Below are 19,287 nucleotides of genomic sequence, written 5' to 3' on the forward strand. Positions count from 1 at the left end.
CCTGCCGATTGCTGTCGGGTGCGGGACGACGATCGCAGGGGATGCGGTCAGGATGTGACCGCATCCCGGACCGCGTCGTCGGTCCCGCACCCGATGCGGGAACCGTGTTCCTCTGGCGCTACGACAGCGCCGGGCCCCCACTACGGCAGCGCCGGGCCGCGGTACTCGCTCATCGCGTCGATGAGCCAGCGCGCCAGGTAGTCGGCGAACGAGGACCGGGGGAACAGCCGGTACGTCGGGGCCTCGTCCACCTGCCAGAGCAGCACCGCGACCGGCCCCACCGTGGTCGACACCGCCCGGCCGGGGCCGAAGGCCCGGGGGTGCAGGTCCAGGGGGCAGCCCTTCTCCAGCACCTGCCGGGCGGACGGGCCGCTCAGCTCCAGCGTGGTGCGGTTCGCCGAGACGTCCACCACCGACCCCGGGTCTCCGGCGAGCGCCTCCCGCAACTCGGCGGCCACGGACGTCCCGCCCGCCGGAGACACCACGAGCCACTCGTCGGGGCCCAGCCACAGGAGCGTGTGGGGGCCGGATACGGCGGTCTGACCGCACTGCCGCGGGAGCGGTGCGCCCAGGGTCTTCTCGATGCGGTCGGCCGCTTCGGAGGCGGGGGCGACGCGCAGGTTCACCATGGTGATGAACGGCCACTCGGCAAGTCGGACGCCACGCTCACCGGTGACGGCGGCGGCGCGCATCCGCGCCTCCAGATGGGCCAGGGGGCTGGTGCGCAGGGCCACCGGGCCCGCGCCCGCGTCGATCGTCGGCTCAGCCATCGCGCTTGGTCCCTTCGGGGTCGTACAGGACGGAGTCGGCCACCAGGACGGGCACCAGTTCCTCGCCCACCGGGGCGAGCAGGGTCTGTCCGATCCTCGCCCGCCCACCGGCGACGAGGGCGAGGGCGAAGGGGCGGCCGAGGGCCGGGCTGTGGTAGCTGGAGGTGACGTGGCCGAGCATCGGCACCGGCCCGGCCTCGGGGGTGAGGGGCACGTCCGGCGCGACGAGCTGGGCGCCCTCGGGCAGCCGGGTCCTGCCGTCGCTCGGCAGCAGGCCGACCAGCTGCTTGCGGTCGGTGCGGGAGGTGTCCACGCGGGAGTAGGAGCGCTTTCCGACGAAGTCCTTCTGCTTGGAGACCACCCAGGACATGCCCGCGTCCTGCGGGGTCACGGTGCCGTCGGTGTCCTGGCCGACGATGATGTAGCCCTTCTCGGCGCGCAGGACGTGCATGGTCTCGGTGCCGTACGGGGTGATGTCGTACGGTCGGCCGATCGCGTACACCTCCTCCCAGACCGCCAGGCCGTACCACGCCGGGACGTTGATTTCGTAGGCGAGTTCGCCGGAGAAGGAGATCCGGCAGATGCGGGCCGGGACACCGGAGGCCAGGGTGGTCTCGCGGAAGGCCATGAAGGGGAACGCCTCGGCGGACAGGTCGACGTCGGGCGCGAGACCGGCGACGACCTCGCGGGACTGGGGGCCGACGACGGCGATCGTCGTCCACTGCTCGGTCACCGAGGTGCAGTGGACGTCGAGTTCGGGCCACTCGGTCTGAAGCCACTCCTCCAGCCAGTCCAGGACCCCGGCGGCCCCACCGGTCGTGGTGGTCATGAAGTAGCGGTTCTCGTCCAGTCGCAGCGTCACGCCGTCGTCGAAGATCATCCCGTCGGGCTTGCACATGACGCCGTAGCGGGCCATGCCGGGCTTCAGCTTCTTGAAGCCGTTGGTGTAGATCCGGCCCAGGAACTCGCCCGCGTCCGCGCCCCAGATCTCGATCTTGCCGAGGGTGGTGGCGTCCATGAACGCCACCCCCTCACGGGCCGCGCGGCACTCGCGGGCCACGGCAGTGTCCATGTCCTCGCCGGGCCGGGGGTAGTACCGGGGGCGCTTCCACTGCCCGACGTCCTCGAACTCCGCGCCGTGCGCCACGTGCCAGCCGTGGACGGACGTGGTCCGCTCCGGGTCGAACAGCTCGCCGCGCTCACGCCCGGCCAGGGCGGCGAAGGCCACCGGCGTGTACGGCGCCCGGTAGGAGGTGGTGCCGATGTCTCCGGGTGAGGCGCCCGCGCCGAGGGCCTGGGCGATCACACCGATCGCGTTGACGCCGGACGTCTTGCCCTGGTCGTTCGCCGTGCCGAGCGAGGTGTAGCGCTTGACGTGCTCGACACCGCGCATACCGGCGCCGACCGACCGCCAGACATCGGCGACCGACACATCGCGCTGGAGGTCGACGAAGTGGGTGTCCCAGCTGCCGGGTTCGCCCTCGGACGCGGGGACCAGCCACAGGGCCCGCACCGGGCCCCCTTCGGACCGCGCATCGTCGGACGGGGGCACGGGCACCGGGAACCCGGCCTCCGTCGCGGCCCGCGCACCGGCCCGCGCACCCTCGGCCAGACAGCCGTCGAGGCCGTACGTCCCGCGGGCCGCGCCGACGACCTGCTGGTCCCGCACGGTGCCGTCGGGCACGAAGGCGGCCAGGTCCTCGTCCCAGCGCAGTTTGCCCTGACGCTGGCTGTGCAGGTGCACCACCGGGCTCCATCCGCCCGAGACGGCCAGCAGGTCGCAGTCGAACGACTCGGGGGCGCCGGTGAGTTGCCCCTCGGCGTCGAGGGCCTGGACGGTGACACCGGTGATGCGGCTCTCCCCCGCGGTGCCGGCCACCGCGCTGCCCGTCAGCACCCGCGCCCCGGTCGCCACGGCCACTTCGGCGGCCCGGTGGGACAGCTCGGGCCGCGCGTCCACGACGGCGGCGATGTCGATCCCGGCGGCGTGCAGATCGGCGACCGTGTCATAGGCGCTGTCGTTGGTGGTGCTCACCACGGCCCGCGATCCCGGGGCCACGGCGTACCGGTTGAGGTACGAGCGCACGGCGGCGGCGAGCATCACCCCGGGGCGGTCGTTGCCCGCGAAGACCAGCGGACGCTCGTGGGCGCCGGTCGCCAGGACCACCCGGCGGGCCCGGATGTGCCACACCCGCTGGCGCGAGACGCCTTCGGACGGCTGGGGAGCGTTGGCCCCGAGGTGGTCGGTGCGGCGCTGGACGGCCAGCACGTAGTTGTCGTCGTACGAGCCGAATGCCGTGGTGCGCCGCAGGACGACGACCTCGGGCGCGGCGTCGAGGGCCGCGCGGACCTCGGCGGCCCACGCGAGGGCGCTCTGCTCGCCGACCGTCTCGGTGCTCCCGGAGAGCAGCGAGCCGCCCGGCTCGGACTGCTCGTCGAGGAGGATCACCCGGGCGCCGGAGCCCGCGGCGGCGGTGGCGGCGGCGAGCCCGGCGGGTCCGGCGCCGACGACCAGGACATCGGTATGGAGGTACTTCTTGTCGTAGACGGCGGGGTCGGGGGCCGGGTCGAGGCGGCCCATCCCGGACAGCGTGGTGGCGGACAGGCCGTCGTACAGCTCTGCCGTCGTCGCGGGCAGCATGCCCTCCGAGCACGGGCCGTCGATCTGCACCAGGGCGTTGGGCTCCTCGGGGCCCGCGGCGACGATGCCGCGCGGACGGCCGCGGTAGATCGACGGGGCGACCTCCACGAGCCCGTTCGCCAGCATCGCCGAGGCGACGGTGTCCCCGGGGTGCCCGGTCAGCTCACGGCCGTCGACGGTGAAACGCAGCACGGAGCCGCGGTCGACGCGGCCCCCGCCCGGGAGCCGGAATGGCTGGTCGGTCATCGGTTCCCTCCGGCCTGGGGCAGTGCGGGGCGGGGCTCGTCGAGCCGGTAGGCGGCCAGCACCTCGTACGTGGTGGTGTCGCGCAGGACGTTGAACCAGCGGCGGCACCCGGTGCCGTGCATCCACCGCTCGGCGAAGGGCCCCTTGGGGTTGTCGCGGTAGAAGACGTACGCGGCCCATTCCTCGTCGGTGAGGTCCGCGGTGTTTCCGGGGTAGGGGACGTGAGCCTGTCCCCCGTAGTGGTACTCGGCCTCGTCGCGAGGACCGCACCATGGGCAGGTGATCAGCAGCACGGTGTTCTCCTCAGTGGGCCACGGCCGCGGCGCCGTGTTCGTCGATCAGTGCGCCCGTCGTGAAGCGTTCGAGGGCGAAGGGGGCGTTCAGCGGGTGGGGCTCGCCGGTGGCGATGGTGTGCGCGAAGGTCCATCCGGCGGCCGGGGTGGCCTTGAAGCCACCGGTGCCCCAGCCGCAGTTGACGTAGAGGTTCTCGACGGGGGTGGCGCCGATGATCGGGGAGGCGTCCGGGGTGACGTCGACGATGCCGCCCCAGGTGCGCAGCACGTGCGCACGGGCGAAGACGGGGAACAGCTCGACGGCGGCGGCCATCTGGTGCTCGATCACATGGAACGAGCCGCGCTGCCCGTAGCCGTTGTACGCGTCGACGCCCGCGCCCATCACCAGCTCGCCCTTGTGGGCCTGGGACACGTAGACGTGCACGTGGTTGGACATCACCACCGTGGGGTGCACCGGCTCGTGCAGCTCGGACACCAGCGCCTGGAGCGGGTGGGACTGCACCGGCAGCCGGAAACCGGCCATCTCGGCCAGGACGCTGCTGTGTCCGGCGGCCGCGAGGCCGACCCGGCCCGCGAGGATGCGCCCGCGGCTGGTCTCCACGCCCACGACCCGGTCGCCGTCCTTGACGAAGCCGGTGACCTCGCACCCCTGGATCAGGTCCACGCCCAGCTCGTCCGCCCGCCGGGCCAGCGCCCAGGCCACGTGGTCGTGCTTGGCGATACCGGCTCGCGGCTGGAAGGTGGCGCCGAGGACCGGATACCGGGTGTCGGGCGAGACGTTGAGGATGGGGCAGACCTCGGCGACCTCGTCCGGGGTGAGCCACTGGGCGTCGACGCCGTTGAGGCGGTTGGCGCCCACGCGGCGCACCCCTTCGCGGACGTCCTGGAGGGTGTGCGCGAGGTTGAGGACGCCGCGCTGGCTGAACAGGAAGTCGTACTCCAGCTCCTCCGGGAGCCGCTCCCAGAGCCCCAGCGCGTGCTCGTACATCGCCGCGCTCTCGTCCCACAGGTAGTTGGAGCGGATGATCGTCGTGTTGCGGGCCATGTTGCCGCCGGCCAGCCAGCCCTTCTCCAGGACGGCCACGTTGGTGATGCCGTGGTTCTTGGCGAGGTAGTAGGCGGTGGCCAGGCCGTGGCCTCCCGCGCCGACGATGACGACGTCGTAGGAGGAGCGCGGCTCCGGGTTGCGCCAGAGGAAGTCCGGGTGCTCCGGCAGCGGCTGGGTGGTCATGCCGCGTCTCCGTTCAGGTGGGGATGTTCAGGTGGGGGTAGAGGGGGAACGCGGCGGCGAGCTTTTCGACCCGGTCGCGCAGCAGGCCCGCGTGCTCGTCGCCGAACTTCTCGTCCTTCAGGGCCTGGGCGATGATGTCGGCCACCTCGCGGAACTCCGTCTCGCCGAAGCCCCGGGCGGCCAGGGCCGGGGTGCCGATGCGCAGCCCCGAGGAGACCATCGGGGGACGCGGGTCGAACGGTACGGCGTTGCGGTTGACGGTGATGCCGATGCGGTGCAGCCGGTCCTCGGCCTGCTGCCCGTCGAGCGCGGAGGCGCGCAGGTCGACGAGGATCAGATGGACTTCGGTGCCACCGGTCAGCACCGTGATCCCGGCCTCGGCCACGTCGTCGGACAGCAGCCGCCCGGCGAGGATGCGGGCACCGGCCAGGGTGCGCTGCTGGCGCTCGGCGAACTCCTCGCTCGCCGCCACCTTGAAGGCCACCGCCTTCGCGGCGATGACGTGCTCCAGCGGGCCGCCCTGCTGGCCCGGGAAGACCGCGGAGTTGATCTTCTTGGCCAGGTCGGCGCGGCTGAGGATCACACCGCCGCGCGGGCCGCCGAGGGTCTTGTGGGTGGTGGTCGTCACCACGTCGGCGTACGGCACCGGGCTCGGGTGGAGGCCCGCGGCCACCAGCCCGGCGAAGTGCGCCATGTCCACCATCAGATACGCGCCCACCGCGTCGGCGATGCGCCGGAACGCGGCGAAGTCCAGCCGGCGGGGATAGGCCGACCAGCCGGCGACGATCATCTTGGGCCGGTGGGCGTGGGCGAGCCGCTCGACCTCGTCCATGTCGATGCGCATGTCGGACTCGCGCACGTGGTACGGCACGACGTTGTACAGCTTGCCGGAGTAGTTGATGCGCATGCCGTGGGTGAGATGGCCGCCGTGCGCCAGGTCGAGGCCGAGGATCGTGTCGCCGGGGTCCAGCAGCGCGAACATGGCGGCCGCGTTGGCCTGGGCGCCGGAGTGCGGCTGTACGTTGGCGGCCTCCGCGCCGAAGAGCTGCTTCACCCGGGCGATGGCCAGCTGCTCGACGACGTCGACGTGTTCGCAGCCGCCGTAGTAGCGGCGGCCCGGGTAGCCCTCCGCGTACTTGTTGGTCAGGACCGAGCCCTGTGCCTCCATGACAGCGGCCGGAGCGAAGTTCTCCGAGGCGATCATCTCGAGGGTGGACTGCTGACGGTGCAGCTCGGCGTCCACCGCGGTGGCGATATCCGGGTCGAGTGTGCTGAGCGGAAGGGTGAGGTGGGAGGTGACCGTGGTGATCGACGGGGTGGTTGCCATCTGTGCACCATCCTGAGAGCCAACTAATGGGCAACTGATATATCAGCCTCTGCGGTAAGGTATGGGAGCCCGCCGGGAGAGGTCAAGGGGGTTTCATGCAGCATGTGGCGACCGAGCCGAGGGGCGAGGAGCTGTCCCTCGCCGAGCGCGCCTACCGCGCCATCCGCGACCGGCTCGTCATGCTCGAGATCCGCCCGGGCGCGCCGATCAACGAGGACCAGCTGGCCCAGTCCCTCGGCGTCGGCCGGACGCCGGTGCGCGAGGCGCTCAAGCGGCTCCAGTACGAGCGCCTGATCACGACCTACCCCCGGCGCGGCACCTTCGCCACCGACGTCAACATCACCGACCTGGCCCACATCTCCGAGGTGCGCCAGGAGCTGGAGCCGCTGGCCGCCGCCCAGGCCGCGCGGCGCGCCACGGCGGCGGACCGTGCGGTCCTGACGGCGGCGCTACGGGAGCTGGGGAGCGTGGATTCCCGTCGGCACGGCGCCGATGAGCTGATGCGCCTGGACCTTCAGGTACACCGCGCCATCTACGCCGCCACCCACAACCCGTACCTGGAGGACACCCTCGTCCGCCACGACAACCTGGCCACGCGCATCTGGTGCCTGTTCATCGACCGGCTGTCCGACATGGCGGGCCACGTCGAAGAGCACGGACCGCTGCTCGAGGCGATCGTCGCCGGTGACGCCGAGAAGGCGGCCCAGCTCGCCCGCGACCATGTCGAGGGCTTCGAGCGGGCCATTCGCGCCGCGATCTGAGACGCCGTAAGGCATGAGCTGAAGCGCCGTTTCCGCGTCAGTGCGCGGCGTCCCGCGGATCGTCCCGGCGCAGTCGGGGCCTGCCCGCCAGGGTGGTCCACAGATGCGGGGCGGCGTCGTCCTCGGGGAGCTGGGCGATCATGAAGCGGACGCAGCGTTCGATCTTGACCCGCCACAGGCGGGCCGCCTCGTTTCCGTCGGCCTTGCGCAACGCCTCGTGGACGGCGGTGTCTTCGTCGCTGATGGTGTCGCACGCCTGGCTGTAGTCCATGTCCAGCACCGTGACGAACATGCGCAGACGGGCCGTGAGGCGTTCGAAGGTGTGCGCCGCCTGCGGGAGGTCCGCCGTGCGGGCGAGGGCGTCCTGATACCGCAAGTCCACTTCGCGTATGCGGGCGTGGTCGTTGTCCCGGGCGGCGTCGCGGACCTCCGCCAGGGCCGCTGAGGCCCTGGCGAGCTGGTCGCGCCCGAGCATGGCGACGCGCCGGATGAGCAGCGCGCCCAGGCTGGCGCGCAGGGCGTAGAGATCGAGGACGTCCTTCGCCCTGACGGTGGGGACGGCGGTCGCACCGCCCGGGAGCAGATCCAGCATGCCCTCCTCGGCCAGCGCCCGGAGCCCCGCGCGGACGACCCGGCGCGAGAGGCCGAGGCGGGCCGCGAGCGGCGCCTCCCGGACCCGGTCGCCGGGCCGGTGGCCGCCGGCGAGCACGGCTTCGCGCAACAGGCCCACGACGGGATCGGTCGTGAGGGGAGCACCGGGCGGCTCGTCGGGGGATGTGAACGTGGTCGCCGTGGGGACGTCGGCGTGGCCGGGCGCGCACACGTCCCGGGCGTTCGAGTCGTTTCCGGAGCCGCAGATGGCCGGGGTGTCGTACACCGGGCGCGGGGCGGCGACCCGGGTGAAGGGGTCCGCGGACGGGGTCCATGTGGTGGACCAGGTCAGCAGCGCGTCACGGAGGCGGTGCGGCCCGGGGGCGGTCCGGGGGGCCGTCTCGGGGGCGGTCTCGTGAGCGGGCCGGGCATCGGCGGCGAGGAGGCGCCGGGTCTCGTCGGTCCACGCCGCCGGGCCGGGTACGTGGTGCCAGCGCAGCCTCGGGGACACGTCCTGGCACACGGCGGGGCCCTCCGCGGGCACGCCGTGTGCCAGGAGATGCACCGCTCCCCCGGTATCGGCCGCCGCCCCCGCCCGCTCCAGGAACGTGCGCAGGGCGGGGTGGTCCGTCCAGGGCGTGTCCCGCGTGTCCCGCCCGCCCCGGAGCGCGGCGAAGGCGGAGGCCACGGCCAGGACGTGGGGCGCATCCCGCTCCTGGCCGAACAACCGGCCCGCGCAGGTGCGCGCGGCCCCGCCCCGTCCCGTCCGGACCGTCACGGCGAGCACGCACACCGGTGGCGCGATGAACAGACCGACCACCTCCTCGGCGCGGTCCGGCAGGGACCACGCCCGGCGCGGCCCGGCCGTGGCACCCGCCCCCGGCCGGATGCGGTAGGCGCGCCAGATCCGGCTCACGGTGCTCTGGTTCAGCCCGGTTTCGGCCGCCATGGAACGCGTCGACCAGGCGTGTCCGGCACCGGGCGGCGGTGGGGTGAGGGTGCGGACGAGGACATGGGCCACGGTGTCGTCATCCGCCGCGGGAGGCCGCCCGGGACGGGGTTGCTCGTCCAGGCCCGCCAGCCCACAAGAAACTGGCGCTGTACTCCTCCGGGGGACCGTTCCTCGATGGCTACGTCCTGAGCATCATCGGCGTCGCCATGGTGCAGATCACGCCGCAGCTGGACCTGTCCGACTCCGCGCAGGGCCTCATCGGCGCCTCGGCGCTCATCGGCATCTTCCTCGGTGCCTTCGTGGGCGGCTGGCTGACCGACAAGTTCGGCCGGCAACTCCTGTACACCATCGACCTGATCGCCATCATCGTCTGCTCGGTCGCCCAGTTCTGGGCCGCCGATCCGGTGTGGCTGTTCATCCTGCGCCTGCTGATCGGCATGGCGGTCGGCGCGGACTACCCCATCGCCACCTCCCTGCTGGCCGAGTTCACGCCGCGCCGTTACCGGGGGCCGCTGCTCGGCGGCCTGGTCGTCATGTGGTTCGTGGGCGCCGCCACCGCGTACGTCGTCGGAGAGGTCCTGCTGTCGGTCGGCGACGACGGGTGGCGGTGGATGCTCGCCAGCGCCACGCTGCCCGCCACGATCATCGTGCTGCTGCGCCATGGCACGCCCGAGTCCCCGCGCTGGCTGGCGAACAAGGGCCGCACCGACGAGGCCGAGGCCGTCCTCAAGCAGGTCTACGGTCCCGACGCGACGATCGCCGACCTGACCGCGGAGGAGCACGAGAACGTCGACGTCAAGGCGATCATGCGGTCCGGTTACGGCGGACGCATGCTGTACATCTCCGTCTTCTGGACCTGTTCCGTCGTCCCGCTGTTCGCCATCTACGCCTTCGGCCCGAAGATCCTGGACGCGCTTCAGCTCGAAGGCGGCCTCGCCAATATCGGGGAGGCGCTGATCACCGTCATGTTCCTCCTCGGCTGTGTGATCGCCCTGCTCGGGGTGAACCGGATGGGCCGCCGCACGCTGGTCATCCACAGTTTCGTCTGGTCGGGGCTGGCCCTGCTGCTGCTCGGCATCTTCCCCCACGCCCCCTCGGGCGTGATCATGACCCTGTTCGCCCTGTACGCGATCATCATCGGCGGCACCCAGATCCTCCAGTGGATCTACCCGAACGAACTGTTCCCGACCGAGGTACGCGGCTCCGCCGTCGGACTGGCCTCCTCCGTCAGCCGTATCGGCGCCGCCGTCGGCACCTATCTCGTCCCTGTGGCCCTGACCAGTTGGGGCATCGGCGGCACCATGATCGCCGCCGCCGCGATCAGCCTCGTCGGCGCCCTCGTGTCCGTCCTGTGGGCGCCCGAGACACGGGACATGGCCCTGCACGAAGCCGCCGCGTTGCATCCCCACACCGGCGAGACCGCCGAGACCGCCGGGCGCCCGGCAAGTGTCTGACCGCAGTCATCTCCCCCCGCAACGGCTAGGGAAGGACATGATGAAGGACGTAGTGATCGTCGGAGGCGGCATCGCGGGACTGGCCGCGGGCTGGCGACTGCGGCACTGGGACACGCTCCTGCTGGAGTCGGAGGGCCGGGTCGGCGGACGCATCCGCTCGGAGCGCCGCGGACCGTACTGGCTCAACTGGGGCGGGCACGTCTACGCAGGCGGAAACTCCTCCACGGCGTGGCTCCTGCGCGACACCGGCATCGACTCGACCCCGGTGACGGGATCGCTGGCCGGGCTGGCCATGAACGGCAAGCTGCTCCTCAAGGGCCGGGTGGAGAGCTATCCGTTCCGGATTCCGATGCCGTGGTCCGCCCGCGCCGGGATGGTGAAGGCCGGTGCCAAGGTCGCGCTCGCCGTCGCCAAGTACGCGAGGATCGTGCGGTTGCGGCCCGGCGAGGACGAGGCCGCCCGCCAGCGGCGGGTCTACAGCTTCATGAACGACCGCAGCTTCTCCGACTTCGTGGGCGACCTGCCCGAAGACGCCGAAGCGCTGTTCAAGCCCACGGTGACCCGCTCCGCCGCCGACATCGACCAGATCTCCGCCGGTGCCGGTGTCGGCTACTTCAGCCTGGTGTGGAACATCGGCGGTGGCCTCACGCAGAGCATCCTCGGCGGCCCCTCCACCCTCACCGAGGGCATCGCCGCGGCCCTGTCGGACCGGGTGCGGCTGAACGCGGCCGTCGACGAGATCGTCCAGAAGAAGGGCTCGGTCGTCGTCCGCTACCGGCAGGACGGGGTGGAACGGGAGGTCGAGGCGCGCTGCGTGGTGCTGGCCACTCCCGCGAACGTCAGCCACCGCATCGCGGTCGACCTCGACCGCGACGTCCGAGAGGCCCTGTCGAAGGTCGTCTACGGCCCGTACGTGAGCGCGGCGTTCCTCACCGACGAGACCGGGCGTCAGGTCTGGGACGACGCCTACGCCATCGCGACGCCGAAGCGGTCCTTCAACGTGCTGCTGAACATGTCGAACATCGCGCGCGGTCTGGAGCCGGAACGCCGTCCCGGCAGCAGCATCATGACCTTCTCGCCGGGCAGTCTGGCGCGGTCGCTGCTCGAACGCGACGACGACGAGATCCGCCGGACCTACCTCGACGACCTCGGCCAGGTCCTGCCGGGATTCCCCGAGAAGGTCGTCGAAGCCGAGGTGCAGCGCTGGCCCACCGGCGCGCCCTACTGCTTCCCCGGCCGCGGGACGTTGCAGTCGACGCTGACCCGCCGCAGCGGCCGGGTCCTCCTGGCCGGTGACTACCTCGGCACCCTCTACACCGAGACCGCGATCCAGACCGGCCTGTCCGCCGCGCAAGAGGCGCAGAGCCTGCTGGCCACCGACCGGCAGACCATCCCGCACGGCCTGGCGCCCCTGCGCGCCGTCACCTGAGTCCACCGCCCCCCCCTGTCCCCCAGTTTCTTCCGAGGAGACTCAAAGCATGTCGTCACAGCTGAGCGGTGTCCTGACCGCCCTTGCCTCACCGTTCGCGCCGGACGGACAGATCGACGAGAAGACGCTGCGCCGCCTGGTCGACCGCAGCGTCGACGGCGGGGTCGACGGAGTCGTCGCCTGTGGATCCACCGGTGAGTTCGCGGCGATGAGCGGCGCGGAGCGGCGCCAGGTGGTCGAGACCGTCGTCGACCAGGTGGCCGGACGGGTGCCGGTGATCGCGCAGACCGGGGCACTGAGCACGAAGGAAGCCGTCGCGCTGTCCCGCCACGCAGAAGCCGCCGGAGCCTCGGTCCTGATGGTCGTCGCCCCGTACTACGAGCCGCTCACGCTGGACGAGACGCTGCGCTACCTGCGCACCGTGGCCGACGCCGTGGACATCCCGATCATGCTCTACAACCTGCCCGCGGCCACCGGTGTCCCGCTCCCGCCGGAAACCGTCGGACAGCTCGCCCGCGAGGTCGAGAACATCCAGTACATCAAGGACACCAGCGCCGACATGGCCCAGGCCGGACAGCTGATCCACCGTTACGGCGACGTCATCTCCACCTTCATCGGCTGGGACAGCCTCCTTCTGACCGCGATCTCCGAGGGCGCCGCCGGTGTCATGGCCGGGACCGCGAACGTGATACCGGCCGAACTCGTCTCGATCCACCGTGCCTTGCGCGACGGCGAACTCGGGCGCGCGCGAGCCGAGTGGGCGCGGATCTACCCGCTGATGGACACCATGATGTCCGCGCCGTTCATTCCCGCGGTCAAGGCCGCCCTGGAGGCGGCCGGGTTCCCCATCGGGCCTCCCCGTGAGCCGCTGCTCGGGCTCGACGCCGCCACGACCGCCAGGATCTCCGCCCTGTACGAGGAGCTTCGCCAGCGGTCGGCGTGACGGCCCTCGGGCCCACGACCGCATCCCGGCTGTTTCCCACCACCACCCAGGGAGCCACTGCTCATGAGCACTGCCGCCGCTTCCACGACGGTCACCGTTCGCCGCGCAACGGACGCACCGGCGCTGATCTCCGCGGCCGACCTTCCTCCGACCGGCCACTTCGTGGACGGGACCTTCCTCGAGGGATCTTCCGGTCGCGTCATCGACGTGGTCGATCCGAGCACGGAGAGCGTCATCGCCCGGATTCCCGAGGGAACCGCCGAGGACATCGACCGAGCGGTCGCCGCCGCGGCCCGGGCCAAAGGCCCGTGGGCGCGGCTGGTCCCCAAGGACCGCTCGGAGGTGCTGCACGCCATCGCCGACCGGCTGGCCGAGCACACCGACCTCCTCGTCAGGCTGGAGTCGGCGAACACCGGCAAGCCGCTCGCGGTGTCACGGGACGACGTCGCCATGACCGTCGACACCTTCCGCTTCATGGCCGGTGCGGTGCGCGCGGCCACGTCGATGGCCGCCGGTGACTACGTCGAGGACCACCTGTCGGTCATCCTGCGGGAACCGCTCGGGGTCATCGGCGTGATCACACCGTGGAACTATCCGCTGCTCATGGCGGCCTGGAAGCTCGCGCCCATCCTCGCCGCGGGCAACACCCTGGTCATCAAGCCGTCCGAGCAGACCCCGCTGACCACGCTGAAGTTCGCCGAGCTCGTCGCCGATCTCCTGCCGCCCGGAGTGGTGAACGTGGTGACCGGCTACGGCGCGGTCGCCGGTGCCCGGCTCGCCGAGCACCCGGAGGTGGACATGATCGCCCTGACCGGTTCGGTCCCCAGCGGCCGCGCCGTGGCCCGGGCCGCCGCCGACACCCTCAAGCGCGTGCACCTCGAACTCGGCGGCAAGGCCCCGGTTCTGATCTTCCCGGACGCCGATCTCGCCGCGGCCGCCTCGGCCCTCCGCGAAGCCGGATTCTGGAACTCGGGCCAGGAATGCGGGGCCGCCTGCCGCGTCCTCGTCCACGAGTCGGTCGCCGAGGAGTTCGTCGACCACCTCGTCGGCGAGGTACGGGCATTGGTCGTCGGTGACCCACGCTCCGGCGAGGAGGTCGAGGTCGGCCCCATGGTTTCGAAGGCACACTTCGACCGTGTGACCGGGTACGTGGAGCGCGCGAAGAACGAAGGCGCCCGCGCGGCGACGGGAGGCGAAGCCCTCGACGGCCCCGGCTACTTCGTCGCCCCGACCGTGCTGGTCGACCTCCCCGAAGGCGCCGAAGCCACGCGCCAGGAGATCTTCGGCCCGGTGGTCACCGTCGAGACCTTCACCGACGAGGACGAGGCGGTACGCCGGGCCAACGACGTGCCCCTGGGCCTGTCCGCCTCGGTGTGGACCGAGAACGCCCGCCGCAGTCACGACGTCGCCGCACGCCTCGACAGCGGAACGGTCTGGGTGAACTCGCACCTCGTACTGGCCAGCGAGGTCCCGTGGGGCGGGTTCAAGGGATCCGGCTACGGCCGGGACCTGTCGATCTACGCCCTCCAGGACTACTCGCGCACCAAGCACGTCATGCACCACCACGGTCGCTGATCCCGCCTCAGGCTCCGGCCCGCTTCTCGGGCGGCTCCCACGCGGCGTGGTCGTGGGCGAAGGGCACACGACGCGGGTCGAAGTCGTGGGCCTGACCGGCCAGGACGACCGTGCCGTCCGGCCGGCGGGCGGTGGCCAGTTCCGTGGTCTGGACGAGGATGGGGGTGCCCGCCAGCAGCGGGTTGCCGCCGCAGTGGTCGAAGTGGAGGTGGCAGTTCACCACGAGCGTGATGTCGGCGAGGGCGGCACCGGCCGCCGCCAGCGCGGCCGGGAGGGCGCGGCGGTGAGGCCGGTAGTGGGCGTCGGCCTCGGGGCTGCCGGTGCCGATGCCCGTGTCGAAGAGGAGCAGGCCCCGCTCGTGCCGCACCAGATAGCCGAGCACCGGCTCGACCCGCGGGTACGAGCCGCCCGTCTCCGAGGACGGGCGGATGAAGCAGCCGAGGTCGAGCTGCCGGATCCGGATGTCGTTGGCCATGGCCCCAGCCTGGCAGGCCGCCCCCGGGGCCGCGCATGCCTCTGCTCTCGGCAGAGGCATGCGGGCCGGGCCGTCTGGATCCGCTGACGCCCATGAACGACGGGGTGGACGGTTACCCGACCGCGGCGATGACCGTCAGGAGCGCTTGTCGATGGTGATGAACGGGTCCCATTGGAAGTACCCCACCGGCTTCAGGTCACTGTCCAGGATCTGGAAGTAGAAGCGGTACGTGACCCGGCCGGTCTTGCGGACGTCCGCCTCCCAGTAGTGGTCCTCGTAGTCCTGGGTGACGAAGTCCGGCCTGCCGTCGGACCCCTCCTTCGGCATCGGATAGGTGCCGTCGCCCACCACGATCCGCGGCGTGCTGATCAGCGGATCGCCGCTCACGTACCGGTACAGCAGGGCGCTGTACTCGCTGTTGAGCGACAGTGTCGTCTCGCGCCAGCGGATGATGTCCCGGGGGTTGGCCCGGAAGTTCAGCTCGGCTCCCGACGTGCCGACGACGCGGTCGTGGCGGGTCGTCATGTAGATCAGGTCGTGGTCGACCTGGGTGGGCGCGTCGGGGTTCCTCGACGCACTGGGGTAGCGCTTGGCGATCGAGAACGCGTCGAACGCGATCATCACGTTGATGAACTCGGACATGTTCCTAACCCCTTTTCTGTTGCACCTTGTACGCCATGGCCCGCGGGTAGTCGTGCCGGTGCAGGCGGACGCGGACCAGCAGCGGCCCGGCGTTGAGCGGGTCGGTGGGGTCGGCGAGGCGGGCCAGCAGCTCGTCCAGCTCGGAGGTGTGCGCGATGCTGATCCCGTTCGCCGGGGTGTTCTTGCCGGAGAACACTTCCGCGAGGCGGTCGTAGTGCCACGGGTGGAGGACGTTGTAGAAGTCCGCCTCCTCCGGGTCGCCCGTGCCGTCGCGGGAGTCCCGGTCGGCGTAGTAGGACGGGTGCACCAGCATCTGCTCGATGCCGTAGAAGTGCCCGTTGTCCATGACGAACACCACCGACCGCAGCCCGAGCCGGGTGTGGGTGGAGATCTCCTGGCAGGTCTCCTGGAAGGCGCCGTCGCCGACGAACACCATCGGGCGGGCGTGATGGCGTTCGGGGGCGAGCGCGGCGCCGGTGGCCGCGCCGACGGACCAGCCGATGGACAGCCAGCTGATCTGCGACAGGAACCCGCCCTCGGGCAGGCTCAGGTTCATCGAGCCGATGAGGGAGAACGCGGCGTCGGACACGACCGTCCAGTCGTCTTGCGTCTCATGGCCCAGGAAGTGGTTGATCCGGTCGAACACGCCGTCGTAGGTGAGCCGTTCGGCGTGCCGGGATCGCGCGCCGCCGGTGCGGAGCGTGGCGCGGTGGCTCCGCAGGCTGGCGGGGCGGTCGCCGGGCGCGCCGTGGTGGGCGTGGGCCTCGGCGTAGTAGTCGGCGGTCAGTTCGCCGGAGCCGAAGCGCTTCACCAGCGCGTCCTGGAGGGCGGGCAGGAGCCGCTCCAGCTGGACGTCGGGGAAGTACCGGGTGCCGACGCTGACACCGCCCTGGGCCGCCATCACCCAGTCGGTGCCGACGCACTGCTCCCCGCCGAGGTTCTTCGACGTGGACCAGGCGCCGAGGCCGATCCGGCAGGTGGCCCACTCCTTGAAGATCCAGTGCACGTCCGAGTGGCTGGCAGCGCCGTTGTAGACGCCGTGGAACTGCCGCAGTTCCTCGTCGACGACGGCCTTGGCGCCGACGGTGGTGCAGAAGGGCACCCCGGTGGCGTCCGTCAGCTCGGTGAGCCGCCCGCCGAGGCGGAACCGGTCGATCTCCTCACCGGCCCAGATGATCGGGCGCGGCCTGCCGTCCGGGCCGGGGTGTTCGTCGATCAGGGTGAGGATGGCGTCCACCGCGTTGTCCAGCATCGTCTGGTTGCGGGTGCTGAACGGCCGCTCGCGGCGGAGGAGGGGCTGCTCGGCGACGGCGCAGGGCTCGTCCCACAGGTCCTCCATGACCTCCAGGTAGACGGGACTGCGCTCGGACAGGCAGGCGGTGAGCGCGGCGTCGATCTGGCCGGGGGCGAGGCCGGGGTTGGAGATGACCTGCGCCTCCACCGTGACCTGCCGGTAGACGTCCAGGTTGCTCTCCCGGCGGGGGCTCATGTGGGAGGTGAGGAGGCCGAGGGCGCGGTAGTTCTGCCACTGCTCGTAGGGCGGGCAGGCGTTGATGGCGACGAGCGGGACGTGTTCGACGTAGGCGCCGCCGCAGGCGTTGAGCAGGTTGAACGCGCCGACGCTGTAGGTGACCGCGGCCGCGCCGATGCCGTGGACGCGGGCGTAGGCGTCGGCGGCCTGGCCCGCGCCGCCCTCGGTGGGGGTGCCGACCCACTCGATGTCGCCCTCGGCCCGCAGGGTGGTGAGGAACGGGCCCAGGTGGTTGCCGGGGACGCCGAACAGATGGGTGATGCCCAACTCGGCCAGGCGGCGGGCCAGATAGCGGGCGACCGTGCACTCGGGGAAGACCGCGGTCACGAGCGGCCCTCCCGGTGCGCGCCCGGGGTGGTGACCAACGGGGCCTGGTGGACGGCGGTGGCGGCGCGGACGGCGCTCTCCAGGGCGCCCTCGATCCAGGCGTGCTTGAGGGAGGTGTGCTCCCCGGCGAAGTGGACGGGGCCTTCGGGGCGGGACACGTCCAGGTGGAAGCTGGTCATCTGGTGCGCGGTGTAGATGGCGGCCTCGCCGAACGCGTACGGGTCGCGCGCCCAGCTCTTGGTGGCGCCCCGGCCGGTGAAGAACACCTCGATGCGGCGGCCGTGCAAGGCCTGGAGGTTGCGCAGGGCGTAGACGTAGCGCTCGTCGTTGCGCATGGAGTCCCAGCGCGCGGCGTCGTCGGACCAGGAGTACGAGGCGAGCACCACGCCGCCGGTGCTGCCCTCGACCCGGTGCGACGGGTAGTACATGAACCGGTTGGGGTTGTCCGTGGCGGAGCCCCCTCCGAAGCAGTGGGAGGCGGGGCGGATAGCGGGGCCGCGCAGCGGCATGGTGTTGTTGAGCTGCCGCATGTCCTCGGTGACGCTGCTGTCCTTGACCGCGGCACCGAGCAGCCCGGCGCCCGCCTCGGCGACGAACGCGAGGGCGGGGGCGGTGTCGGTGTCCTGCTCGCCGCCCTGCTGGTAGTGCTCGTAGAGGCCCGGGCCGATGCTCTCCAGTTCGTTGCGCCAGTCGTCCTCGGTGAACTCCCACCACCGGTGGCTGAACTCCAGCAGCACCTTGGTGGCCTGGTCGTAGTGGGTCTCGATGATGGCGCGGCGCTTCTTGTACGACATCGAGGGGACGATCTCCACGAAGCGCAGGGCGGAGAACGGGATGGTGACGATCGCCAGGTCCGCCGTCCACAGGCGCGGCGGGGCCTGCGGGTCGTTCTCGGGAACGGTCTGCACGGCCACGCCCCACCCGTCGGGCCCGACGGCACCGGTGCCCTCGGGGTCGGCATCGCGGCTGGGGTCGTGGTATTCGAGGCGGATCATGCGGTGGCCGAGCTTCACCTCGTCGCGCAGGCCCTGGTGGAGGGCGTGCGGCAGGCGCCAACTGCCGCCGGGCACCTCCCAGTAGCGGACGCCCGGGTTGATGTCGCTGCGGCTCAGGAAGCTGTGGAAGAAGGAGAGGTGCAGCCGCGAGGACATGTTCTCCAGGGTTCCGACGGCCTCGATCGCCTCATCGCTGAGCCCGCCGCACTCGCGCAGGAAGCCGCCCATGGAGTAGCCGTCGAAGTCGCGGATGACCCGGGCCCAGCCCTCGATCCACTCGTCGAACGGCTTGTTGACGCGCCGCCCGTCGACAATGTCGGAGTAGTAGTCGCGTACGTACTCCAGCGCGTCATCGACCATCTTCACGACGGGCGCGCGGACCTCGTCGTCGGTGAGGTGGAAGCCCTCGTTGATCCGTTCCGGCGCGGTGCTGTAGTCGGCCCGCCGCACCTGGACGCGGTTGGCACGGATCCAGGAGTTGCCGCGCTTGTCGGGTTCCTGGAAGCCGGGGCTGTCCTCGCCGTGGGTCCAGGTGCGGCCGGTGAAGGACGTGTACGTCACCGGCGGGACGGCGGCCTCAGGGCCGCTGCCGGTGGAGGGGTCGATGTCCACGTTGTAGAACTGGCGGCGGCCGAGCCCGAGCTTGTCGACGAGGGCGAGGACGAGCGGATGGAAGTCGGGCAACCGCATGGCCCCGGCCTCGGCGTACTGGGCGGAGTCGTCGAAGGGCTGGTGGTGCTTGGTGGCGCGGAAGGTCTTGATGCGTCCGCCGACCCGGCTGGCGTTGGCCTCCAGGATGGTGACGTCGTGACCGGCGTCCTTGAGCAGACGGCCGGCGACGAGGCCGGTGATACCGGCGCCGACGATGAGGATCTTCTTGCGCGGATGCGGGGTGGGGCCGAGGTCGCCCGTGTCGATCAGAGTCTGGAGATAACCGAGCTTGAGATCCTTGTCGTCCGGCCCGATGAGGAGGAGCTCGCGAGCGAGCTTGAGACACGTCTGCCAGCGCGCACGGGTGGCGGAGTTGCCGCGTGGAGTGTCCGTCATAGCCCGCGATCCTAAATATGAAGAAACGATTATCTAGTTATCCAGGAAGGCAATGCA

Annotated in this window: 15 protein-coding genes; 5 read left to right on the top strand and 10 right to left on the bottom strand. The window is 71.4% G+C overall.

All coding sequences use genetic code 11. The annotated features are described in order from the left end of the window. Positions 1 to 140: 140 nt before the first annotated feature. The 5 genes from HYQ63_RS02125 to glyA are packed head-to-tail and all read right to left on the bottom strand — an operon-like array spanning position 141 to position 6,508. Positions 141 to 770, bottom strand: coding sequence for a sarcosine oxidase subunit gamma (locus HYQ63_RS02125; protein WP_179932226.1), 630 nt, complete (start codon positions 768 to 770; stop codon positions 141 to 143). Continuing rightward, complete coding sequence (locus tag HYQ63_RS02130; RefSeq protein ID WP_179932227.1) at positions 763 to 3,657, bottom strand: sarcosine oxidase subunit alpha family protein; 2,895 nt, start codon at positions 3,655 to 3,657, stop codon at positions 763 to 765. The genes HYQ63_RS02125 and HYQ63_RS02130 overlap by 8 nt, the downstream gene beginning before the upstream one ends. After that, positions 3,654 to 3,950 carry a sarcosine oxidase subunit delta gene (locus HYQ63_RS02135; protein WP_009712259.1) on the bottom strand — a complete coding sequence of 99 codons (297 nt, stop codon included), beginning with the start codon at positions 3,948 to 3,950 and terminating at the stop codon, positions 3,654 to 3,656. Before HYQ63_RS02135 ends, HYQ63_RS02130 begins: the two co-directional genes overlap by 4 nt. Positions 3,951 to 3,960: 10 nt before the next feature. Then, on the bottom strand, positions 3,961 to 5,181 hold the full coding sequence (locus tag HYQ63_RS02140) for a sarcosine oxidase subunit beta family protein (RefSeq protein WP_179932228.1): 1,221 nt from the start codon (positions 5,179 to 5,181) through the stop codon (positions 3,961 to 3,963). Positions 5,182 to 5,194: 13 nt separating this feature from the next. Continuing rightward, on the bottom strand, positions 5,195 to 6,508 hold the full coding sequence (gene glyA, locus HYQ63_RS02145) for a serine hydroxymethyltransferase (protein WP_179932229.1): 1,314 nt from the start codon (positions 6,506 to 6,508) through the stop codon (positions 5,195 to 5,197). 95 nt (positions 6,509 to 6,603) lie between these two features. Between glyA and HYQ63_RS02150 the strand changes: the two genes are divergently transcribed. After that, a complete protein-coding gene (locus HYQ63_RS02150) occupies positions 6,604 to 7,269 on the top strand; it encodes a GntR family transcriptional regulator (protein WP_179932230.1) in 666 nt (221 codons plus the stop codon). A 37-nt stretch (positions 7,270 to 7,306) separates the two neighbouring features. Here HYQ63_RS02150 and HYQ63_RS02155 read toward each other — a convergent pair whose 3' ends face one another. Beyond that, positions 7,307 to 8,941, bottom strand: a complete 1,635-nt coding sequence (locus tag HYQ63_RS02155) for a GntR family transcriptional regulator (protein WP_373689195.1) — start codon at positions 8,939 to 8,941, stop codon at positions 7,307 to 7,309. Between the two features lie 17 nt (positions 8,942 to 8,958). Here HYQ63_RS02155 and HYQ63_RS02160 point away from each other — a divergent pair, with 17 nt between their 5' ends. From HYQ63_RS02160 to HYQ63_RS02175, 4 genes are all read left to right on the top strand, one after another. Beyond that, positions 8,959 to 10,266 carry an MFS transporter gene (locus HYQ63_RS02160; RefSeq protein WP_257232555.1) on the top strand — a complete coding sequence of 436 codons (1,308 nt, stop codon included), beginning with the start codon at positions 8,959 to 8,961 and terminating at the stop codon, positions 10,264 to 10,266. Positions 10,267 to 10,303: 37 nt separating this feature from the next. Further along, the gene (locus HYQ63_RS02165) at positions 10,304 to 11,695 is read left to right on the top strand and encodes an NAD(P)/FAD-dependent oxidoreductase (RefSeq protein ID WP_218929532.1); all 1,392 of its coding nucleotides are present in this window, start codon (positions 10,304 to 10,306) and stop codon (positions 11,693 to 11,695) included. A gap of 49 nt (positions 11,696 to 11,744) precedes the next feature. Next, complete coding sequence (locus tag HYQ63_RS02170) at positions 11,745 to 12,638, top strand: dihydrodipicolinate synthase family protein (RefSeq protein WP_179932232.1); 894 nt, start codon at positions 11,745 to 11,747, stop codon at positions 12,636 to 12,638. Between the two features lie 63 nt (positions 12,639 to 12,701). Continuing rightward, positions 12,702 to 14,213, top strand: a complete 1,512-nt coding sequence (locus HYQ63_RS02175) for an aminobutyraldehyde dehydrogenase (protein WP_179932233.1) — start codon at positions 12,702 to 12,704, stop codon at positions 14,211 to 14,213. 7 nt (positions 14,214 to 14,220) lie between these two features. On the opposite strand, the gene HYQ63_RS02180 is transcribed toward HYQ63_RS02175, so the two are convergent. The 4 genes from HYQ63_RS02180 to HYQ63_RS02195 form a co-directional block, all read right to left on the bottom strand. Further along, positions 14,221 to 14,688, bottom strand: a complete 468-nt coding sequence (locus HYQ63_RS02180) for an MBL fold metallo-hydrolase (protein WP_179932234.1) — start codon at positions 14,686 to 14,688, stop codon at positions 14,221 to 14,223. Positions 14,689 to 14,823: 135 nt separating this feature from the next. Then, positions 14,824 to 15,330 (bottom strand): inclusion body family protein, encoded by a 507-nt coding sequence (locus tag HYQ63_RS02185; protein WP_123103698.1) that lies wholly within the window; start codon positions 15,328 to 15,330, stop codon positions 14,824 to 14,826. Positions 15,331 to 15,334: 4 nt separating this feature from the next. Further along, complete coding sequence (locus HYQ63_RS02190) at positions 15,335 to 17,188, bottom strand: thiamine pyrophosphate-binding protein (RefSeq protein WP_179932235.1); 1,854 nt, start codon at positions 17,186 to 17,188, stop codon at positions 15,335 to 15,337. Beyond that, complete coding sequence (locus HYQ63_RS02195) at positions 17,185 to 19,230, bottom strand: FAD-dependent oxidoreductase (RefSeq protein WP_179932236.1); 2,046 nt, start codon at positions 19,228 to 19,230, stop codon at positions 17,185 to 17,187. The genes HYQ63_RS02190 and HYQ63_RS02195 overlap by 4 nt, the downstream gene beginning before the upstream one ends. Positions 19,231 to 19,287 lie beyond the last annotated feature (57 nt).

The organism is Streptomyces sp. Rer75, from assembly GCF_013414305.1.
Taxonomy (GTDB): domain Bacteria; phylum Actinomycetota; class Actinomycetes; order Streptomycetales; family Streptomycetaceae; genus Streptomyces; species Streptomyces himastatinicus.